This is a genomic window from Streptomyces sp. NPDC059900, from assembly GCF_050270335.1.
Lineage (GTDB): Bacteria > Actinomycetota > Actinomycetes > Streptomycetales > Streptomycetaceae > Streptomyces.
In genome coordinates, this window is record NZ_JBNNJZ010000045.1 from 1 (window position 1) to 19,785 (window position 19,785).

A 19,785-nucleotide genomic window follows, 5' to 3' on the forward strand; every position below is an offset into this window, starting at 1 on the left:
GGACCAGGATCACCACACCGCACCACAGCGACCAGCCGAAGTGCAGCGAGGGCATCGCCGCGTACTGGTTGGTGAGCGCGGTCAGCGTGCCGTACTCCGGCTTGGTGAAGTCCTGCACGCCGTGGACCGTGTCGATGAAGCCCAGGTCGGGCATGAGGCGCGGCGGGGCGAGGGGGTAGAGCCAGAAGCCGACGAGCGCGAGGACCGTGGCGAAGCCGAGCGCGGAGCGTGCCCAGCGGTAGTCGGCGGGGCGCCGGGCGTAGAGCACCCCGAGGACGGTCAACGGCACCACGAAGTGGAACGACGTGTAGTAGAAGTTGAAGAACTCCTCCAGCCAGCCGACCTTCACCACCGCGTGGTTGATCCAGTGCTCGATGTCGATGTGCAGGAACTGTTCGATCGAGTGGATCTGCTCCCCGTGGTGCTCGGCGGTGGCCCGTCCGCCCGAGTTGGTGCCGCCCGTCGCGGCGAGCCGCGCCTGCTGGTAGGCGGAGTAGCCGACCCGGATCAGGAGCAGTTCGAGCAGGAGATTGGGCCGGGTGGTGACGCGGCGCCAGAACGGGAGCAGCGGCACCCAGCTCCAGCGCGCGGGCGCGGGCCGCGCGTAGTCGGTGGGAACGGGCGCCTGGTACTGCGGGGCCGTGCGGGACAGGAACGGTACGACGGTGGCCGCGGCGAGGGCGGCGATCAGCACGATGTTGTCGCGGATCGGCTCCACGACCGGCATGTTCGGCAGCATCATCTTCGCGGGCAGCGTCGACACGAGGACGACGGCCACCGGCCACATGTACCGGTCGGACTGCTTCTTGCCGACCCGGCCGACCACCGCGAGCAGCACCCACAGGAGCTGGTGCTGCCAGGTCGTCGGGGACACCGCGACCGCGACGCAGCCGGTGATCGCCACGGCGAGCAGGAGCTGCCCGTCCTTGGCATAGCGCACGGCGCGGCGCAGGCCGAGCCCGATGACGGCAAGAGCAAGGACGACGAAGAGGGCGATCTCCAGCGGCCCTTCGAGACCGAGCCTGAGCAGCGCCCCGTGCAGGGACTGGTTGGCGAGACCGCCCGGGTTCGCGCCGAGGCCCGCGCCCGCCAGGTGGTGCACCCAGTACGTCCAGGAGTCGTGCGGCATCGAGGCCCAGGCGAGCGCGGTGCAGGCCAGGAAGGTGGCGCCGGTGGAGAGGGAGGCGCGCCTGCGGCCGGTGAACCAGAACAGCGCGGCGAAGAGCAGCACGGTGGGCTGGAGCGCGGCTCCGACGCCGATGAGGATGCCGCCGGCGCGTTCCCCGCGGACCGCGAAGCACCCGAGCAGGACGAGCAGGACGGGGATGATGCTGGTCTGCCCGAGGTACAGGGTGTTGCGCACCGGGAGCGACAGCATCAGGAGGCAGATCGCGACGGGCGCGGCGAGCAGCGAGGTGCGCCGGGACACGGGCTGCGGCAGGGCGCGGGCGGCCACCAGGCCGAGGACGACGACCAGGGTCAGCGTGCCGAACGTCCAGCCCCAGCCGAGCGCCTGTTCGGCGGCGCGGGAGAACGGTTTGAGCACGAGTCCGGCGAAGGGAGTGCCGGTGAACTGGTCGGTGTCGTAGAAGGAGCCGTTCACATGGAGGACTCCGTCGGGGCCGATCCAGGTCTCCAGATCGGTGAGCCGGTCCCCTTCCGGTGTACGCAGGACGACGATCAGCTGCCGCAGCGCCAGTACGGCGGCGATCAGCCAGAGGGCGACACGGACCGCCCCGATCCGCGCATTCGGCGCACTCCCGAAGGCATTTCCCGGTCCTCCGTGCTCAACATTCGCCACGCGTCGTCGGCCCTCCCGCCCCGTTCTTCATCTCTGCCCGGTTCCGGCATCCGGCCCGGTCCGGTCCGGGCGTTCACACCCGGCACCGGGACCGGCCGTCGGTTCCGTGAGGCTCGCGCCCTCAGGTGAGACGCACGCAACCCCCATTTCACCTGTCGGCCACCACCGCTTTCTACCGGCTTTTGCGCAGACTTCCCAACTGACCGCTTCGTCCGGGTGGCCCGCCGGATCTCCACCGAGTGCCCACTTCCCCTCCATGAGACGCCTGCCGGCCGCGCGATGCGGTTCCTTGGGCGAAGGGCGACATAGATCACAAAGACGCCTTGCCGTCGCCTTCACAAGCGGAACCATTCGCCCTGGATACCCGCACATTCCGAACGGTGTGCCGCCATTCGGGCACCCAACGTAATGGTGCTGTCTACACCTATGGTCGTTTTCGAGCCGCCCCCCGCAGGGCGGCTCTGTCCTTGTCGTCAATCGAGAGGCAGGCGAGCGAACCCTTGCCGGCAGCCGCCCCCGTCGCACCCGTAGTCCCGCAGACTTCCCGGACCCAGGCCCCTCCGTCCGCGCCCACCTCGGCGGACGTCACGGTCGTCGACCCGGCGCTGGTCAAGCGGGCGGTGAAGGCAGCCGCGCTCGGCAATGCGATGGAGTGGTTCGACTTCGGCGTCTACAGCTACATCGCCGTGACGCTCGGCAAGGTCTTCTTCCCGTCGGGCAACCCGACGGCCCAGCTTCTCTCCACCTTCGGCGCCTTCGCCGCGGCCTTCCTGATCCGCCCGCTGGGCGGCATGGTCTTCGGCCCGCTGGGCGACCGCATCGGCCGCCAGAAGATCCTCGCCCTCACCATGATCATGATGGCGGCGGGCACCTTCGCGATCGGCCTCATCCCCTCCTACGCCTCCATCGGCGTGGGCGCCCCGGTCCTCCTGCTGATCGCCCGCCTGGTGCAGGGCTTCTCCACGGGCGGCGAGTACGCGGGCGCGTCCACCTTCATCGCCGAGTACTCCCCCGACAAGAAGCGGGGCTTCCTCGGCAGCTGGCTGGAGTTCGGCACGCTCGCCGGCTACATCGGCGGCGCGGGCCTGGTGACCCTCATGACGGCCCTCCTCTCCACCGAGGACCTCCTCTCCTGGGGCTGGCGCATCCCCTTCCTGATCGCGGGCCCGATGGGTCTGATCGGCCTGTACCTGCGCATGAAGCTGGAGGAGACCCCCGCGTTCACCGCGGAGCTCAGCAAGGCCCACAAGAACGAGCAGTCCCGCCCGAAGGTGCGCCTGCGCGACATGGTCACGGGCCAGTGGAAGTCGCTGCTCCTGTGCATGGGCCTGGTCCTGGTCTTCAACGTCACGGACTACATGCTGCTGTCGTACATGCCGAGCTATCTGACGAGCGAGCTGAAGTACGACGAGACGCACGGGCTCCTGGTCGTGCTCGCCGTGATGGCGCTGATGATGTGCGTCCAGCCGTTCGCGGGCGCGCTGACCGACCGCGTGGGCCGCCGCCCGGTGATCGCCGCGGGCTGCGCGGGCTTCCTGCTCCTCTCGGTCCCCGCCCTGCTCCTGATCCGCCAGGGCTCGCTCTGGGCGATCGGCCTGGGCATGGCGGCGCTTGGCCTGCTCCTGGTCTGCTTCACGGCCTCGATGCCGTCGACGCTCCCGGCCCTGTTCCCCACGAAGGTCCGCTACGGCTCGCTCTCCATCGGCTTCAACATCTCCGTGTCCATCTTCGGAGGCACGACCCCGCTGGTGGTGACGGCACTGATCGGAGCGACGGGGAACATGATGATGCCCGCGTACTACATGATGGCGGCGGCCGTGGTGGGCGGAATAGCGGTGTGGTTCACCAGAGAAAGCGCGGGCCGCCCCCTGCCGGGTTCGCTTCCGGCGGTGGAGAAGTAGCTCGTTCGCCGCTTTCCGGCCCGGCCGGGTAATTCTCAACCCGGCCGGAGGAATCTCAGCCCGGCCGGGGAACTCTCAGCCCGTCCGGCGCTTGAGGACGAACTCGGCGGAGCCGGTGACGACGGCACGCACAAGGCCCCCGCGCCGAGCGGGTTTTCGGGAAGGGGCGGGGTTGGGGAAAAATCCCCGCCCTACCCCACCGGCACCCCCGCCTGCCAAGCAGCGAACAAGGGCACTTCCCCCGCCCCGTCAAGCACCACAACCCCAAAGGGCCGGTTAAAGGCAAGCCACTCGATCCGTCGAGGAACATACGCACTGCCCGGCGCCATAGGCACAGCCGTAACCGCCGCCGCCTCAACCCCCTCCTCGGCAACCCGCACCACCGCCTCCTGCACCACCTGCGATATCGCAAGCTTCTCCGGAGACATCCCGGAGAAGTCGGCCCCCTCGGAGAAGGCCCACCGCACCCCCAGCGCCCCCAACTGCTCCGAAGCGTCGACCCGCGTCCGCAAGGACATCCTCGGCACCGCCATATTGATCTGCTCGGCGTCGATCCCGGTCCACCGCCCCTCCGGAGCCCAGGCCAGCGGCAGCACCTCCGCGGCCCCCGCTCCCGGCTCGCCGAGCACGAACCGCACCCGCGCAGGCGCCCGGCCGCCCTCCGCCCGGCACTTCAGCTCGACGACGCTCGCCCCGCCCACCGTCCACGCGGAGTTCAGCGGAACGGGCCGATGCATGGTGGGCACCCGATGCCGCACGCCGAACGCGTCCGTGAAGTCCTGGTCGCGCGTACCTCCGCCCTCGAAGGGGATCTCCCAACGCGCCTTGAGGGCCAGCGCATTGACCAGCACCAGCAGCACATCCGGCGTAATGACCACCGGCAGCCGCTCGATCAACCCGCCCGTCGCCTCCCGCACCCACGCGTCGATCCCGCCCGGATCCATCGGCCCGAACCCCACGCCGGGCAGCGCCTCGCGATAGGCGCGGTAGACCGGAACGCGGCTCCACACCCCGGTGGCGACGGCCACCGCGTCCGTCCCGGCCAGCGCCCCCGCGGCCGCCGTGACCAGTCCGGCGGCATCCTCCCCCGCGACGCCGAGCAACTCCCGCAGCTCCCCGGCGGTTTCCTCCCGCGCGCCCACCGCGACCGCGGCCAGCGCGAGCCACAGCCCCGCGGGCGAGCACACGAAGTCCCCCGCGGCCCCGCCCTCGCCCGGCCGGCCCCCGGCCATCAGCGGCAGCCACCGATCGGCGAGCCCCCGGATCGCCGCCGCCGGCAACATCTGCTCGGTCCCGTACGTCATCTCAACCCCCGCAGGTCACTGCACACGTCCCGCCACTACAGCTCGACGGCTTCAGTATGCGAGTCCCCACTGACAATCGACCCTCACCGCATTAACATCGTTAGCGAACCTAACGAAAACGGAAGACCGAGAACCGCACATCGGGAAGGCCCTCATGACCCAGCAGCAATGGACCGCGGTGGACACGTACTTCACCGACCTGCTCGCCCCCGCCGACGAGGCACTGACCGCGGCCCTGCACGACAGCGACGCGGCCGGGCTGCCGCAGATCAGCGTCGCGCCGAACCAGGGCAAGCTGCTCCAGCTCCTGGCCCAGATCCAGGGCGCGCACCGCATCCTCGAAATCGGCACGCTCGGCGGCTACAGCACCATCTGGCTGGCCCGCGCCCTGCCCGCGGACGGCCGCCTGATCACCCTGGAGTACTCCCCGGTCCACGCCGACGTGGCCCGCGCCAACCTCGCCCGCGCAGGCCTCGACAAGCTCACCGAGGTCCGCACCGGCCCGGCCCTCGACTCGCTCGCCGGGCTCGTGGCCGAGGACGCGGCCCCCTTCGACCTGGTCTTCGTCGACGCGGACAAGGCCAACAACCCGCACTATCTGGAGTGGTCGCTCAAGCTCACCCGCCCCGGCAGCCTCATCGTCATCGACAACGTCGTACGGAACGGCGCGGTGGCCGACGCCCACAGCACCGACCCCGGCGTACAGGGCACGCGCAAGGCGCTCGACCTCATCGCCCGGCACCCGAAGCTGACCGGCACGGCACTGCAGACGGTGGGCACGAAGGGCTACGACGGCCTGGCCCTGGCCCGCGTACTGGACTGAGCCCCCGCACCGCCCCGGCAGCCGCGGCCTCAGTACCTGCCACTCCTGCCGCTGCCCGCCACCACCTCTAGCGTCAACCCTCGTGATAGAAGCCGACGTTCACGCTGCGCGGCCCGGCCCTGTCCTGGATGACGACGTCACCGGACCCGCCCCTCGGCAGCGGCGCCGTCCCCCCGTACTCCATGGGCGACGCCACCCCGCTCACCGTCAGGCGCACCTGTGAAGCGGGCTCGGGGTGCGAGCCGCGCAGCCAGGTGACCGTCCAGGCCCCGTCGGCCCCGCAGCGGAACTCCAGATGCGTGCGCGAAACGAACAGCCAGTCGTCCGGCGGCACCAGACGGCACACCCCGCGATCACGCCCCACCCGCAACACGGCACCCGGCGCGCTCGGCGCGTCGGCCATCAGCATGCCCGCGGTCGCCCCCTCGTCGGCCCCGGCCAACGAAGCCATGGTCAACTCCAGCACGTACGTCCCCCCACTCTCGACGAACCGGACGCGAACCCCCGGAGCACGCTTCCGGCCGCTCCGCACCGCGCCGCCGCATCCTAAGTCGCCCCTCGCCCGAAAGCACGGGCTCTTGGGACAATGAACCCATGACCGAACGGAAGCCACCTGGAGTCAACTTCGAGTCGTGGATCGACAAGCAGATCCGTGAGGCGGAAGAGCGCGGCGATTTCGCGACCCTGCCGGGCCGCGGCAAACCGCTTCCCGACTCGCTCAACAGCACCTCGCACGACGAGCAGTGGTGGATCAAACAGAAGATGGCCCGCGAGGGCCTTTCCCACCTCCCCCCGACCCTCGCCCTGCGCAAGGAGGCCGAGGACGTGCTCGCCGCCGCGCCCGGCGCCCCGTCCGAGCGGGCGGCCCGGCAGCTGGTGACGGATCTGAACGTCAAGATCGTCGAGGCCCTGCGCATGCCGCCGCCCGGCCCGCCCCTGGGCCTGAAGCCCTTCGACGTGGACGAGGTGGCCCGCGCCTGGCGCGAGCGCCACCCGGACTGAGCCTGTCGGAGGCATGCGCGAGGATGGGCGGATGAGCATCGTGAAAATCAACGTCCTGACCGTGCCGGCCGAGCAGCGAGAGGTCCTGGAGCAGCGCTTCGCGTCCCGCGCGGGCGCCGTGGAGAACTCGGACGGCTTCGAGTGGTTCGAGCTCCTGCGCCCCGTCGAGGGCACCGACGACTACCTGGTCTACACGCGCTGGCGTGACGAGGAGTCCTTCAAGGCGTGGATGGAGGGCCCCATGAAGTCGGCCCACCAGGGAGGCAGCGCGGCCGGCGGGGAGCGGCCCAAGCCCGCGTCGAGCAGCGCGGCGGTGTGGTCGTTCGAGGTCGTGACGCAGGCCGCGCCCAAGGTGCGGTAGCGGCCGGCAGCGGCCACGCCCGGCCAGCGGCGGCCGGGGAAAACCGGTTACGGCATGCCTCGCCCCCGTGGTGCGATGGGGCGCATGATGTCCACAGACCGGATACTTGCCTTCGCGGCGATGTCCTTCCTGCTGATCGTGATCCCCGGGCCCAGCGTCCTGTTCGTGGTCGGGCGGGCGCTGGCGCAGGGGCGCCGTGCCGCGCTGACCACGGTGGTGGGGAACACGCTCGGCGCGTACGTGCTCGTCGTGGCCGTCGCGCTCGGCGTCGGGTCCGTCGTCGAGCGCTCGGTCGCCGTCTTCACGGCCCTCAAGCTGCTCGGTGCCGCCTATCTCGTGTATCTGGGGATCAAGGCGGTGCGCCAACGCAAGGCGCTGCACGCCGCGTTCACCGGCGAAGGGCCCGCGCACGGCAGTCTGCGTACGTTGTGGGAAGGGTTCGCGGTCGGTGTGGCCAACCCCAAGACCATCGTCTTCTTCGCCGCCGTGCTGCCGCAGTTCGTCGACCGCGAGCAGGGGCACGTCTGGCTCCAGATGCTGGTGCTCGGTCTCGTCTTCAACGCCATCGCGGTGGCGTCCGACAGCGTGTGGGGTCTTGCCGCGGCCACCGCGCGCGGCTGGTTCACGCACTCGCCGCGGCGCCTGTCGATGATCGGCGGGGTCGGCGGTCTCACCATGATCGGCCTCGGCGTGAGTGTCGCCGCGACGGGACGCAAGGAGTGAACGCCGTGACCCGCACCGATACCCGTACCGAAGGCTCCGTTTCCTGGAACGTCGCCCCGGAGGCGGTCGGCTCCCCGGTCGCCGCCGCGCTGTGGCGCACGTACTACACCGAGGTCAGCGACCGGTACTACCTCCTCCATGAGGGGCGCAGGACGGCACCCGAAGAGCTGGAGCGCGAGATCGCGGCCGAGACGGGCGACGATCTCCTCCCGCCCACCGGCACACTCCTTGTCGCCCGGTACGAAGGCGAGCCCGCGGGAACCGCCGGGGTGCGGCTCATGGGCGACATGAAGGGGCTGCGCACCGCCGAGCTCAAGCGCGTTTTCCTCCGCGAGGAGATGCGCGGCAAGGGCGGCGCCGCGCTCCTCCTGGCCGCCGCCGAGGACGCGGCCCGCGCGCTCGGCGCGGAGCAGATCATCCTCGACACGCGCCTCGACCTGGTCGAGGCCAGGGCGCTCTACGCACGGCACGGCTACGAGGAGAGCGAGCCGCTCGCCGAGCGGATGTACGCCGAGTGCTGGTACGTCAAGAAGCTGGTGCCGACGGCCGGTTGAGACTGCCGGGGCCGGGGGCGCCGCTCACGCCGCGAGGCCGCGCTGTGCCGTCCTGTCCTCGTGCGGCCGTTCGGCGTCCGAGCCGCACATCTCGGCGCCGAGTTCCTCGACGAGCTTGACCAGGTCGGTGGGCCGGTTGGGTCCCCACCAGTCGCCGAGCAGTTCCGCGAGGGACTGTTCGCGGGCCTTGGACAGGGCCGCCACCGCCGTCCGCCCCTCGTCGGTCAGGGTCAGGCCCATGCCTTCGCGGCGGGCCAGGCGGCGCTCCTCGACCTGGCGGGACGCCGCCGTGATCACGGACAGCGGCACGGTGCTGCGGTCGGCGAGCGCCGCCGGTTCGACGTGGCCGTGGCGGCTGATGCGCAGCAGCAGCCAGCTGGCGGCGGGCAGCAGGTCGAGGCCCGCGCGCTCCGTGATGCGCACATAGATCTCGCGGCGGCCCTCCCGTGTGCCGAGGGTCGAGAGCGCCCTCGCCACCTCCTCGTACGACGAGCGCTCGACGGGGTTGCTCGCGAGGGTCTGCGTGGTGTCGGGCGCCGTGACCGAGCGGCGCAGCTTGTCCTCGTGCAGGAACCAGGAGAGGCCGAAGGCGACCAGGGCCACGGGCGCCGCGTAGAGGAAGACGTCCGTGATGGACGAGGCGTACGCGTGCAGGACACCGGGGCGCAGGGACGCGGGGAGTTCGGCGATGCCGCGCGGGTCGGCCTTGAGGGAGTCCGCGCTGACGCCGGGCGGCAGCGCCTGGCCCGCGACGGCGTCGGAGAGCTTGGCGACGAGCCGGTTGGCGAAGATCGTGCCGAAGACGGCGACTCCGAACGAGGCTCCGATGGAGCGGAAGAACGTCGCGCCGGAGGTGGCGACGCCCAGATCCCCGTACGGGACGGCGTTCTGCACGATGAGCACGAGGACCTGCATGACCAGGCCGAGACCGAAGCCGAAGACGAAGAAGTAGGCGCTCATCTCGCCCGTGCCGCTGTTCTCGTCGAGCTGGTGGAGCAGGAGCAGGCCGAGCGCGGTGATGCCGGTGCCCGCGACCGGGAACACCTTCCAGCGGCCCGTACGGCTGACGATCTGGCCGGACCCGGTCGACGCGATCAGCATGCCGATGACCATCGGCAGCATGTGCACGCCCGACATCGTCGGCGAGACGCCCTGGACGATCTGGAGGAACGTCGGCAGATAGGTCATCGCACCGAACATCGCGAAGCCGACCACGAAGCTGATGATCGCGGAGAGGGTGAACGTCCTGACCCGGAAGAGCTTGAGCGGAATGACCGGTTCGGCCGCCCTGCGCTCGATGGCGACGAAGGCCGCCGCGAGCACCACGCCGAGCACCGCGAGGCCGATGATCTGCGGCGACGCCCAGTCCCAGGTGGTGCCGCCGAGCGAGGCGACCAGGACGAGGCAGGTGGCGACGGCCGCGATCAGGAAGGTGCCGAGGTAGTCGATGGTGTGCTTCGCCGAGCGCACCGGGATGTGCAGGGCGGCGGCGATGACGACGAGCGCGACGACGCCGACGGGCAGGTTGACGTAGAAGACCCAGCGCCAGCTGAGATGCTCGGTGAACAGGCCGCCGAGCAGCGGCCCCAGGACGCTCGTCGCACCGAAGACGGCACCGAACAGGCCCTGGTACTTGCCGCGTTCGCGGGGCGGCACGATGTCGCCGACGATCGCCATCGACAGGACCATGAGTCCGCCGCCGCCGACGCCTTGCAGCGCACGGAAGCCGATGAGCTGCGGCATGTTCTGCGCCATGCCGCAGAGGGCCGAGCTGATCAGGAAGATCACGATGGCCAGCTGGAACAGCTTCTTGCGGCCGTACTGGTCACCGAGCTTGCCCCAGAGCGGTGTCGCCGCCGTCGCGGCGAGCAGATACGCGGTGACGACCCAGGACAGGTGCTCCATGCCGCCGAGTTCGCTGACGATGGTGGGAAGCGCGGTGGAGACGATGGTCTGGTCGAGGGCGGCGAGCAGCATGCCGAGCAGCAGTGCGCCGATGGAGACGAGTACACCGCCGTGCGCGGATCCGTCCTGCGGCCCGGGGGCGGGGTCCGGCTCCGGTTCCACGGGGCGGGCGCTGATGTCCTGTGTCATGGACACACACCTCCTGAGGCGCCTGCGCGTCCTGCGGGAGCCTCTCCTTCCATCCTGGTCCGTGAGACCCGTTATGGCCTGTTGAAGCCGGGATCTGCATAATCGCTGGAGTTCTCTAGGGGTGGGGTACGAAAGAGTGAGCAGCGACGACATACGTCCGAGCGGCGCCGGGAACGGCCCGCGGTGTCCGGAGTGCGGTACTTCGCGCGAGCGGGGCAGCGCGCCCGTCTGCGGTTGTACGGAGCGGGCCGCGGACGCGGCACGGGAAGCGAGGTCGGCGGATGCCGCCGCGGCGGAGGACTTCGATCCGCTGCGGATACGTCCGTACGTGACGCTGCCGGAGCCCGGCCTCGCGGACGAGGCCGCGCCTGAGCCCGCGGCGGCCGCCGCGCACGTTCTTCCGCCGGAGACGGTGGCCGTGCCGCGGTCGGCGGATGTCGGGCTGTTCACGGCGGGCGGCGCACCGGAGGGCGATCCGCGCCTTTCCCCGCCCCCGCTGCCGTACGACGAGGAGCCGGAGCCGCGGCGCGCCCGTATCGGCCTGTACGCGGCCGTGGGCGCGGTGGCCGTCATCACCGTCGCGGTGCTCGCGGCGGTGCTGCTGCCGCCGGACAAGCCGCAGCGGGACGATCGCGCGCTGCCGGAGGTGCCGACGCGCGCGGTGAACGCCCCGTCCGGCGCCGGCACGGAAACGGCGACGGCTTCCGCGCCGCCGCCCTCCGCGCCCGCGTCCCCGTCCGCGGACCCGTCCGTGTCCCCCACGGCGAGCCCGTCGCCGACGCCGTCACCCAGCGCCTCGGCCGAGGAGAGGCCCACCCGGCCGCCGAGCCGGTCGACGGCGCGGGCGACGGAGTCGGCGAAGCAGGACGCGGCGTCGGCGGACGGCGTCCTGAGCCAGGGCGACAGGGGCCCGGAGGTCGCGGAGCTCCAGGGCCGCCTGCAACAGATGTACCTGTACATGGACGAGACGGACGGGACCTACGACGCCGGGGTCACGGACGCGGTGGCGCGCTACCAGTTCGCCCGCGGCATGCAGAAGGACGAGCGGGGGGTCTACGGGGAGGAGACGCGGGCGGCGCTCGAAGCGGAGACATCAGAACCGCGCCGGCACCGGCCGCGGCACTAGGGCCGCCGCCCGCCTGCCTACGACAAGACGCCCGGCACCGCGAAGGTGCCGGGCGTCCGAGGCGTGAAAGTCGCCGGTGGCCACGAAGCGCAAAAGGGCGTCCGAGGCGTGAGCCGCGAGCTCAGCCGAACGTCAGCCGGATCGTCCCGTCCGCACCGGCGGTGACCCCGACGTGCGTCAGGTCGGGGACGTGCACGGTGGGTCCGTACTCCCCGGCCCTGGGACCGATCCCCACGACCTGCATGCCCGCCGCGAGCCCGGCGCCTATCCCGGCCCCGGAGTCCTCGAAGGCGATGCAGTCGGCGGGGTCGAACCCGAGCTCGGCGGCCCCCTTGAGGAACCCCTCGGGGTCGGGCTTGCTCGCCCCCACGCTCTCCGCGGTGACCCGCACCGCGGGCAGCGAAAGACCGGCGGCGGCCATCCGCCCGGTGGAAAGCGGCACGTCGGCGGAGGTCACGAGCGCGTGCGGAAGCCCGTCGAGGGACTCCAGGAAGGCCGCGGCGCCCGGCACCGGAACGACACCCTCCATGTCCGCGGTCTCGGCGGCCAGCATCTCGCGGTTCTCCGCGTAGTTCTCCTCCATGGGCCGCTCCGGCAGCAGCACCGCCATCGACGCGTAGCCCTGCCGCCCGTGGACGACCCTGATGACCTCGTCGAAGTCGAGCCCGTGCCGCTCGGCCCAGCGCCGCCAGCAGCGCTCGACCACGGCGTCGGAGTTGACGAGGGTTCCGTCCATGTCCAGGAGGAGGGCCCGGGCGGTCAGAACAGAGGCGGTCTCGGCCGTCATCGACGTACTCCAGAGCACAGAGGGAGTCTCCGCGGAGGAATGAGCGGAGGGCATGGCGAGCCATGCGGAGGAAAGATCAAGGCAGCCCCGCCCGCCGGTCAGGGAACACGGGCGGAGCCACTTTGTTCCTCTACGGTACAAAAAGAGGCCCCCAGACGCCAGCACCGCAGGTCACGCCCACAACGGGAGCCCAGTTAGATGCCCTGGGCATCTAACTAAACCAGACACGTCAGGCAATCGCCTCATACAGGCTCCACACACCGAGCCCCAGCATCAGAAGCGCCGCGATCTTGGTGATGAGCGACAGCGGCACACGCTTCATCAGTGCCTTTCCACCGACGATCCCGAGCCCGGCGACCGCCCACAGCGCGAGCACCGCACCGAGGCCCACGGAGAGCGGGTCGTCGTAGCGAGCGGCCAGGTTCGCGGTCATGATCTGCGTCAGGTCACCGAACTCCGCGACCAGGATCAGCATGAATCCCGCGCCGGAGACCTTCCAGAAGCTCTGGTCCTTGGGCTCGCGGACCTCTTCCTCCTCATCGCCGCCCTTCAGGAGCAGCATCGCCGCGCCGCCCAGGAAGAGGACACCGGTGAGCGCGTGCAGGAGTTGCTGCGGCAGGAGGGTGAGCACACTGCCCGCAGCGACGGCGAGCACGACATGGACGACGAAGGCAGCGGCGACCCCGACGAAGACGTACGAGGCGCGGTAGCGCGTCCCGAGGACGAGCCCGGCCAGCGCTGTCTTGTCCGGGAGTTCGGCAAGGAAGACGACGCCGAAGACGAGCGCCGTCACGCTGATGCTGATCAAGGTTCCTCAATCGGTCGGGGCTGCCCCACCGAGAGCAATCTGTACATCACGTACGACACCTCGGCACGGCAGCACACACGGACGCACACGGTCGTGTACGTCGGGCACTGCTTGCCGAAGGTCTCGCTGGCCGGCCGCGTCGATGACGGGACCTGCCTCCGGGCGCCGGCTCAGACGAGCTGAGCAGTATGTCGACGGTCCGGCGAAGAGCTACTCCCCTTCTGCGCCATCCATCGTACGGGACGTCCGCACCCTCCGGACCAGGGCCTTTCGACCCTCCGGAGAAGTGACGCGGGCCACATTCCACGACCTTCGGACACGCTTTCGGCAACTCCCTTACAGGTGAGCGGACATGACACGGCGCCAGAACTCTTGAACTGACCACCTGTTTGACGCGACCCTGTCACCTGACGCACATCCACAGGAAACCCCGCCGCGTCACCATGGCCGCCCCAACGGCCAACATCCCCCCACATCCAGGGAGTTCGTATGTCCGCTGTCTACGCGCGTCGACGCCTCGTCACTCTCACCGCCCTGACCGCCCTCGCCTCCGGGGCGGCCCTCCTCACCGGCGCCCCCGCCCAGGCCGCTCCCCCGGCCCCGGTCTCCGCCGCCACCGCCCGCACCTACCTGGGCCAGCTCACGGAGAAGGCCGAGGGCTCGTCCGACGGCTACAGCCGCGAGAAGTTCCCGCACTGGAGCACCCAGTCCGGCGCCTGCAACACCCGCGAGGTCGTCCTCAAGCGCGACGGCACGAACGTCGAGCAGGACTCCAGCTGTGCGGCCACGTCCGGCACCTGGAAGTCCCCCTACGACGGCGGCACCTGGACCGCGTCGGGCGACGTCGACATCGACCACGTCGTCCCGCTCTCCGAGGCCTGGAAGTCCGGGGCGAGCAGCTGGACCAACACCCAGAGGGAAGGTTTCGCCAACGACCTCACCCGCCCGCAGCTGATCGCCGTCACCGACAACGTCAACCAGGCCAAGGGCGACAAGGACCCGGCCGAATGGCTGCCGCCGACCGCGTCGTACCACTGCTACTACGCCCGGATGTGGGTGGACGTGAAGCACCACTACAACCTCACGGTGAACCCGGAGGAGAAGACCAAGCTGTCCTCGATCCTCAACGGCTGCTGAGGCCACCCCTCCGCAAGCAGCGAGGTCACCGGCCTGTAACCGGCGGGAATCCCCGGAACCTCGCCACGGACCTCCGTCGTTCCGTACCGTACGGGGCGACGGAGGAGAGTGATCATCGTGGCACGGCTGCGCCTGGGTCCGCTGCTGAGGTACGTCGACGGTTCGTCGGCGACGGTCTGGGTCGAGACCGACCGTCCCTGCACCGCCGAAGTGCGGTGCGCGGACGGCGCCAAGGGCACGGCCAACACGTTCCAGGTCGCCGGCCACCACTACGCGCTCATTCCGGTCACGGGCCTGGACCCGGGCACGGAGACAGCGTACGAGGTGCGCCTCGGCGACGGCGGCGCCCCTGTGTGGCCGCTGCCGGACTCGCCCTTCCCGCCGAGCACCATCCGCACGCCGGGCGAGGGCGACGACGAGACGCTGCGCGTCACCTTCGGGTCCTGCCGCTGGGCGGCCCCGCCGAGCGGGGAGCACGACCCCGTGGGGCCCGACGCCCTGGACACCCTTGCCGCACGGATAGCGGGCGGCACCGACGCCGACCGCCCGGACGTCCTGCTCCTCCTGGGCGACCAGGTGTACGCGGACAACACCTCGGAAGCGACGCGCCGCTGGCTGGCGGCACGGCGGAACCTGAACGACCCGCCGGGCGACCAGGTCGCGGACTACGAGGAGTACACCCACCTCTACTACGAATCGTGGCTCGACCCCGAGGTGCGGTGGCTGCTCTCCACCGTGCCGAGCTGCATGATCTTCGATGATCACGACGTGATCGATGATTGGAACACCAGCGCGGCATGGCTCGCGGAGATGCGCGCGACGCCCTGGTGGCGCGAGCGCGTGCTGAGCGGCCTGATGTCGTACTGGGTCTATCAGCACCTCGGCAATCTGCCGCCCGCCGAACTGGAGCGCGACGAGCTGTACGCCTCGCTGTGCGCGGCGCCCGACGGCACTGACGAGCTGCGCGCCTTCGCCGCCGCCTCGGACGCCGACCCCGCGGCGACCCGGTGGAGCTACCGCCGGGACTTCGGCCGCGTACGCCTGCTCATGGTCGACACCCGGGCGGCCCGCGTCCTGGACGAGCAGAACCGCGCGATGATCGACCCGGACGAGGCGCGCTGGCTGCGCGAGCAGGCCCTGGACGGCGCGGGCGGCGAAGGCGGCTGCGATCACCTGCTGATCGGTACGTCACTGCCCTGGCTCCTTCCGCACCTCATCCATGACGCCGAGGGCTGGAACGCCGCGCTGTGCCGGGGCGAACGGGGCGCGCGCTGGGCCCGCTTCGGCGAGAACCTGCGCAGGCGCTCGGACCTGGAGCACTGGGCGGCGTTCCCCTCCTCCTTCGACGCGCTGACCTCCCTGATCGCCGAGGCGGGCACGGGAGAGGGCGCCCCGGCGACGGTGTGCGTGCTCTCCGGAGACGTCCACCACGCGTATATCGCCGAGCCGACATGGCCGGACGGCGGCGGCCCCGATGCCCGCGTCCTCCAGCTGACGTGCTCCCCCGTCCACAACTCCATCCCCGCGTCGATAAAGCTGGGTTTCCACTTCGGCTGGAGCAAGGCGGGCCGGGCCCTAGGCCGCCGGTTCGTGCGGCACGGACGGATCAGGCGAGCGGCCATCAACTGGCGCAAAACGGGTGGCCCTTGGTTCGGCAACCAGCTCATGACGCTGACGCTGCGGGGCCGTTCGGCGCAGGTGCGGCTCGATCAGGCGCAGACGGTGAAGGGTGTGGGCGTGCGCCTCGCGACGACGCAGGAGTCACGGCTTTCGTGAGCCTGCGTTCCGGTGCGCTCTCTGTGGTCCGCGTACTCCCGTAATCCCCTTTCGCGCCCCTTTGGTTCGCATTGCCCCGCATCGGCGGCGGGCGCGAGGCGTCACTGACGTGACACAGGCCACACCCGTCCGGCGAACCTCCGATCCGGGGTTCGCCTGCGGGGCTTCCGGCGGCATGATGAGGCGGACCGTCCGCTTCCAACACCCCCACTCCCCCACAGCCCTCCCAGCCCTCACCGCCCTCCACCGCCACACTCCCCCCACCGCCCCCTCGATGCCCGGGAGCCACGCCTTTGTCCGCACCATCCGCAGCGGCCGCACCGGGACGTGACATCGCTGTCGCCGTCGTCGGCGCGGGACCCCGCGGCACGAGTGTCCTGGAACGCCTCTGCGCCTCGGCGACCGAACTCCTGCCACCGGGGGCACGGCTGACGGTCCACGTCGTCGACCCATCGCCGCCGGGGCCGGGGCGCGTCTGGCGGACCGCCCAGCCGGGCGAACTGCTCATGAACACGGTCGCCTCGCAGGTGACCCTCTTCACCGACGAGAGCGTCGACTGCGCGGGGCCGATCCGGCCGGGACCGAGCCTGCACGCGTGGGCCGCCGCCGGGCACGCGCCGGATCTCGGTCCCGACGACTACCCCACGCGCGCCTGTTACGGCCGCTACCTGGAGTGGGTCTTCGCCCAGACCCTGCGCGGCGCCCCCGGAGCGATCCGGGTCGAGGTGCACGCGGCGCGCGCCGTGCGCCTCGACTCCGAGGACGGCGCGGACGACGGCGCCCAGCGCCTCGTACTCGACGACGGCCGTGAACTCCCGGGCCTCAGTGCCGTCGTCCTCGCGCAGGGCCATCTGCCCGCGGCGGGCGACGAGGGGCAGGAGCGCTTCGCCGCGCACGCCGCACGGCACGGTCTGCGCCACATCCCGCCGGCCAACCCCGCCGACGTAGACCTGTCGGCCGTCGCTCCCGGCGAGCGCGTCCTGCTGCGCGGGCTCGGCCTGAACTTCTTCGACCACATGGCGCTCCTGACCGAGGGCCGCGGCGGACGCTTCACACCGGCTCCGGGCGGCGGCCTGCGCTATCAGCGCTCGGGACACGAGCCGAAGCTGTACGCGGGTTCGCGGCGCGGCATCCCCTACCAGGCGCGCGGCGACAACGCGAAGGGCCCGTACGGGCGGCATCTGCCGCTGGTCCTCACCTCCGACGTCATAGCCCGCTTCCGCAAGCGCGCGGACAGCGGTGACGCCCCGGACTTCCTCGACGAGATATGGCCGCTGGTCGCGAAGGAGGTGGAGACGGTCTACTACACGGCTCTCGTCCGGCCCGCCGGACGGGCCGCGGACTTCCGGGACGCCTTCCTCGCGGCGGCGCACCGCAGCCCCCAAGAGGCTCTGGTCCTGGACGAGTTCGGGATACCCGAAGCCGCGCGCTGGTCCTGGGACCGCCTCGCGCAGCCGCACTTCGGCCACACCTTCCGCTCTCCCGGCGACTTCCGCGCCTGGCTGCTCGCGTATCTGCGCGAGGACACCGCGCAGGCCGCGCTCGGCAATGTCGCCAGCCCCCTGAAGTCCGCCCTGGACGTACTGCGCGACCTGCGCAACGAACTGCGCCTGATCCTCGACCACGGCGGCCTGGCCGGGGTCTCGCGCCGCGAGCACCTGGACCGCTGGTACACGCCGCTCAACGCCTTCCTCTCCATCGGCCCGCCCCGGCGCCGCATCGAGGAGGTGACGGCCCTCGTCGAGGCAGGCGTCGTCGAGGTGCTCGGCCCGCGGCTCGACGTGCGGCCCACCGCGGACGGGACGTTCCTCGCGCACTCCCCCGACGTACCGGGGTCGGCCGTGTCCGTCACCACGGTCATCGAGGCCCGGCTCCCCGAGCCGGACGTGCGGCGCACGGCGGACGAGCTGCTCGGACGGCTCCTCGCGACGGGCCAGTGCCGCGCCCATGTCGTCGACGGCTACGAAACCGGAGGCCTCGACGTGACACCACGCCCTTACCACCTGATCAACCGTCAAGGACGTCCCCACGCAAGGAGGTTCGCGTTCGGAGTGCCTACGGAGGGTGTGCACTGGGTGACAGCGGCGGGGGCCAGGCCGGGCGTCGATTCGGTGACCCTGTCGGACGCGGACGCCGTGGCGCGGGCCGTGCTGCGGGCGGCGGCGGGGGCGACGGAGATCCCCCGCGCGCCAGGAGTGGTCCCCACCGCGGCCGAAGTGGAATCCCCCGAATGGCCAGATGTTGAACTTGCAAGCATTGATTAGGTTCCCCTAACCTTGGGCCTCCGCTCGGTTACCGTCCCCAAAACCGAAGGAGTCCCCCACCATGACTGGACGTCTCAACAGCGCCCAGCCCTACGCCCTCGGGCTGTTCCGCATCGTCATCGGCCTGCTCTTCGCCTGCCACGGCGCCGCCTCGCTCTTCGGCGTGCTCGGCGGCGCGGCGGGCGGCGGCACGGTCGACGCGGGCACCTGGCCCGGCTGGTACGCGGCCGTCATCCAGCTCGTCGGCGGCAGCCTCGTCGCCCTCGGCCTCGGCACCCGCGCCGCGGCGTTCATATCCTCGGGCTCGATGGCGTACGCCTACTTCAAGGTGCACCAGCCGGAAGCCCTGTGGCCGATGCAGAACGGCGGAGAGGCCTCCGCGATCTTCTGCTGGACCATGCTCCTGCTCGTCTTCACCGGCTCGGGCGCGCTCGGCATCGACCGCCTCTTCGGCTCGCGCGGCGAGAGCACGGCGAAGGCGGAGTCGGAGCGGACCCCGGTGGCCGCCTGACGCGCACCGCCCATCTGACGGCGCCCCCTCCCCCGTACGCGCACGGAGGAGGGGGCGCCGCCACGTTCGAGGGGCTCCTCAGGCGGTCACGCTTCTCAAGCGGTCCCGTTCGAGGGCTCCTCAGGCGACGGGTGCGAACGGCACCGTGAAGCACGCCACCCGGTCCCCCGCGCCGCCCGGCTCGTGGTGCAGCACGACGGATCCGGCGGCGCCCCCGCGGAACTCCCAGCCGTGGCGGGCCCCGGCCCCGCCCGAGCCGTCCGGGCCCGGCGTGAAGTCCAGCCAGACCTCGTTCTCCGGATTGACGTAGGCCGGGTCCTTCGACGGCTGGCGCGGGTCCTCGCGGTGCTGGTAGTGCCCTCCGGCCGCTTCGGGGTCGGCGCCGCACGGCTTCTGGTGCACGTGCGCGCCGTACGCGTGGCCCGGTTTCAGCCCCTCCACCCGGAGCTTGACCTCCATGCCGCCCGGTCCGCCGCGCTGCTCGACCTCGATCGAGGAACCGGCGGGGACGAGCTTCTGGTCGTACGTGATCGCCGACGAGGGCAAGAAGGCGGTGGGCGGCGCGAACCGCGCCCCGACCCGCTGCCAGTAACCGGGCGTCGCGTCACCGGCCACACCACCACCGCCCGCACCCGCACCCGCCGCAAGCAGCGCCGTCGCCACGGCCCCGGCCAGCATTCCTGCCACCATCGTCCCGCTCCTTCCGTACTGCCTCTGGCCGCACTGCCCGTGGCCGTACTGCCTCTGGACTCTGTTGCTACGGGACATCGGCGCCGTACGCCCTGCCGGGAGCGGCAGCCGGGTGAACGTGAT

Annotated in this window: 18 protein-coding genes; 11 read left to right on the plus strand and 7 right to left on the minus strand. The window is 71.2% G+C overall.

The window, feature by feature from the left end; genetic code table 11:
• On the minus strand, positions 1–1,801 hold a 1,801-nt coding region (locus ACQKIP_RS09885; RefSeq protein ID WP_427742730.1), incomplete at its 3' end, for a bifunctional glycosyltransferase 87/phosphatase PAP2 family protein.
• Between the two features lie 500 nt (positions 1,802–2,301).
• On the opposite strand from ACQKIP_RS09885, the gene proP reads away from it, so the two are divergent.
• On the plus strand, positions 2,302–3,702 hold the full coding sequence (gene proP, locus ACQKIP_RS09890) for a glycine betaine/L-proline transporter ProP (RefSeq protein WP_365852331.1): 1,401 nt from the start codon (positions 2,302–2,304) through the stop codon (positions 3,700–3,702).
• Between the two features lie 191 nt (positions 3,703–3,893).
• Here the strand turns inward: proP and ACQKIP_RS09895 are convergent, their stop codons facing one another.
• Positions 3,894–5,006 (minus strand): serpin family protein, encoded by a 1,113-nt coding sequence (locus ACQKIP_RS09895; protein WP_365852329.1) that lies wholly within the window; start codon positions 5,004–5,006, stop codon positions 3,894–3,896.
• A 154-nt stretch (positions 5,007–5,160) separates the two neighbouring features.
• Between ACQKIP_RS09895 and ACQKIP_RS09900 the strand changes: the two genes are divergently transcribed.
• Entirely contained in the window at positions 5,161–5,829 is a 669-nt protein-coding gene (locus tag ACQKIP_RS09900) for an O-methyltransferase (protein ID WP_365852327.1), read from the plus strand.
• 73 nt (positions 5,830–5,902) lie between these two features.
• Here ACQKIP_RS09900 and ACQKIP_RS09905 read toward each other — a convergent pair whose 3' ends face one another.
• Entirely contained in the window at positions 5,903–6,295 is a 393-nt protein-coding gene (locus ACQKIP_RS09905) for a hypothetical protein (RefSeq protein WP_365852325.1), read from the minus strand.
• Positions 6,296–6,423: 128 nt separating this feature from the next.
• Between ACQKIP_RS09905 and ACQKIP_RS09910 the strand changes: the two genes are divergently transcribed.
• The 4 genes from ACQKIP_RS09910 to ACQKIP_RS09925 all read left to right on the plus strand — a co-directional run bounded on the left by ACQKIP_RS09910 (position 6,424) and on the right by ACQKIP_RS09925 (position 8,469).
• On the plus strand, positions 6,424–6,831 hold the full coding sequence (locus ACQKIP_RS09910; RefSeq protein ID WP_365852323.1) for a DUF1992 domain-containing protein: 408 nt from the start codon (positions 6,424–6,426) through the stop codon (positions 6,829–6,831).
• A gap of 31 nt (positions 6,832–6,862) precedes the next feature.
• Positions 6,863–7,192: an antibiotic biosynthesis monooxygenase family protein gene (locus ACQKIP_RS09915; RefSeq protein ID WP_365852321.1), complete on the plus strand. Its 330-nt coding sequence runs from the start codon at positions 6,863–6,865 to the stop codon at positions 7,190–7,192.
• A gap of 84 nt (positions 7,193–7,276) precedes the next feature.
• Positions 7,277–7,915, plus strand: a complete 639-nt coding sequence (locus tag ACQKIP_RS09920; protein ID WP_365852319.1) for a LysE family translocator — start codon at positions 7,277–7,279, stop codon at positions 7,913–7,915.
• Between the two features lie 5 nt (positions 7,916–7,920).
• Positions 7,921–8,469, plus strand: coding sequence for a GNAT family N-acetyltransferase (locus ACQKIP_RS09925; protein ID WP_365852317.1), 549 nt, complete (start codon positions 7,921–7,923; stop codon positions 8,467–8,469).
• A gap of 24 nt (positions 8,470–8,493) precedes the next feature.
• Here ACQKIP_RS09925 and ACQKIP_RS09930 read toward each other — a convergent pair whose 3' ends face one another.
• Positions 8,494–10,446 (minus strand): DHA2 family efflux MFS transporter permease subunit, encoded by a 1,953-nt coding sequence (locus ACQKIP_RS09930; RefSeq protein ID WP_427742744.1) that lies wholly within the window; start codon positions 10,444–10,446, stop codon positions 8,494–8,496.
• A 253-nt stretch (positions 10,447–10,699) separates the two neighbouring features.
• On the opposite strand from ACQKIP_RS09930, the gene ACQKIP_RS09935 reads away from it, so the two are divergent.
• On the plus strand, positions 10,700–11,689 hold the full coding sequence (locus ACQKIP_RS09935; protein WP_365852313.1) for a peptidoglycan-binding domain-containing protein: 990 nt from the start codon (positions 10,700–10,702) through the stop codon (positions 11,687–11,689).
• A 121-nt stretch (positions 11,690–11,810) separates the two neighbouring features.
• Here the strand turns inward: ACQKIP_RS09935 and ACQKIP_RS09940 are convergent, their stop codons facing one another.
• Positions 11,811–12,476, minus strand: a complete 666-nt coding sequence (locus ACQKIP_RS09940) for an HAD-IA family hydrolase (RefSeq protein WP_365852311.1) — start codon at positions 12,474–12,476, stop codon at positions 11,811–11,813.
• A gap of 229 nt (positions 12,477–12,705) precedes the next feature.
• Positions 12,706–13,284, minus strand: coding sequence for a TMEM165/GDT1 family protein (locus ACQKIP_RS09945; RefSeq protein ID WP_365852309.1), 579 nt, complete (start codon positions 13,282–13,284; stop codon positions 12,706–12,708).
• 489 nt (positions 13,285–13,773) lie between these two features.
• Between ACQKIP_RS09945 and ACQKIP_RS09950 the strand changes: the two genes are divergently transcribed.
• The 4 genes from ACQKIP_RS09950 (at position 13,774) to ACQKIP_RS09965 (ending at position 18,972) form a co-directional block, all read left to right on the plus strand.
• A complete protein-coding gene (locus ACQKIP_RS09950) occupies positions 13,774–14,421 on the plus strand; it encodes an HNH endonuclease family protein (RefSeq protein ID WP_365852307.1) in 648 nt (215 codons plus the stop codon).
• A gap of 117 nt (positions 14,422–14,538) precedes the next feature.
• Entirely contained in the window at positions 14,539–16,197 is a 1,659-nt protein-coding gene (locus ACQKIP_RS09955) for an alkaline phosphatase D family protein (protein ID WP_365852305.1), read from the plus strand.
• Positions 16,198–16,490: 293 nt separating this feature from the next.
• Entirely contained in the window at positions 16,491–18,461 is a 1,971-nt protein-coding gene (locus tag ACQKIP_RS09960) for an FAD/NAD(P)-binding protein (protein WP_365852303.1), read from the plus strand.
• A gap of 61 nt (positions 18,462–18,522) precedes the next feature.
• Positions 18,523–18,972: a DoxX family protein gene (locus ACQKIP_RS09965; protein WP_365852301.1), complete on the plus strand. Its 450-nt coding sequence runs from the start codon at positions 18,523–18,525 to the stop codon at positions 18,970–18,972.
• 120 nt (positions 18,973–19,092) lie between these two features.
• Here the strand turns inward: ACQKIP_RS09965 and ACQKIP_RS09970 are convergent, their stop codons facing one another.
• The gene (locus ACQKIP_RS09970; protein WP_365852299.1) at positions 19,093–19,662 is read right to left on the minus strand and encodes a superoxide dismutase family protein; all 570 of its coding nucleotides are present in this window, start codon (positions 19,660–19,662) and stop codon (positions 19,093–19,095) included.
• Positions 19,663–19,785 lie beyond the last annotated feature (123 nt).

What these genes read in the sequence shown, in the direction of transcription:
- ACQKIP_RS09965 (WP_365852301.1), top strand. Translation starts at nt 18,523, where the DNA reads ATGACTGGACGTCTCAACAGCGCCCAGCCCTACGCCCTCGGGCTGTTC.
- ACQKIP_RS09950 (WP_365852307.1), top strand. Translation starts at nt 13,774, where the DNA reads ATGTCCGCTGTCTACGCGCGTCGACGCCTCGTCACTCTCACCGCCCTG.
- ACQKIP_RS09930 (WP_427742744.1), bottom strand. Translation starts at nt 10,446, where the DNA reads ATGCTGCTCGCCGCCCTCGACCAGACCATCGTCTCCACCGCGCTTCCC.
- ACQKIP_RS09940 (WP_365852311.1), bottom strand. Translation starts at nt 12,476, where the DNA reads ATGACGGCCGAGACCGCCTCTGTTCTGACCGCCCGGGCCCTCCTCCTG.
- ACQKIP_RS09970 (WP_365852299.1), bottom strand. Translation starts at nt 19,662, where the DNA reads ATGGTGGCAGGAATGCTGGCCGGGGCCGTGGCGACGGCGCTGCTTGCG.
- ACQKIP_RS09920 (WP_365852319.1), top strand. Translation starts at nt 7,277, where the DNA reads ATGATGTCCACAGACCGGATACTTGCCTTCGCGGCGATGTCCTTCCTG.
- ACQKIP_RS09910 (WP_365852323.1), top strand. Translation starts at nt 6,424, where the DNA reads ATGACCGAACGGAAGCCACCTGGAGTCAACTTCGAGTCGTGGATCGAC.
- ACQKIP_RS09900 (WP_365852327.1), top strand. Translation starts at nt 5,161, where the DNA reads ATGACCCAGCAGCAATGGACCGCGGTGGACACGTACTTCACCGACCTG.
- ACQKIP_RS09915 (WP_365852321.1), top strand. Translation starts at nt 6,863, where the DNA reads ATGAGCATCGTGAAAATCAACGTCCTGACCGTGCCGGCCGAGCAGCGA.
- ACQKIP_RS09895 (WP_365852329.1), bottom strand. Translation starts at nt 5,006, where the DNA reads ATGACGTACGGGACCGAGCAGATGTTGCCGGCGGCGGCGATCCGGGGG.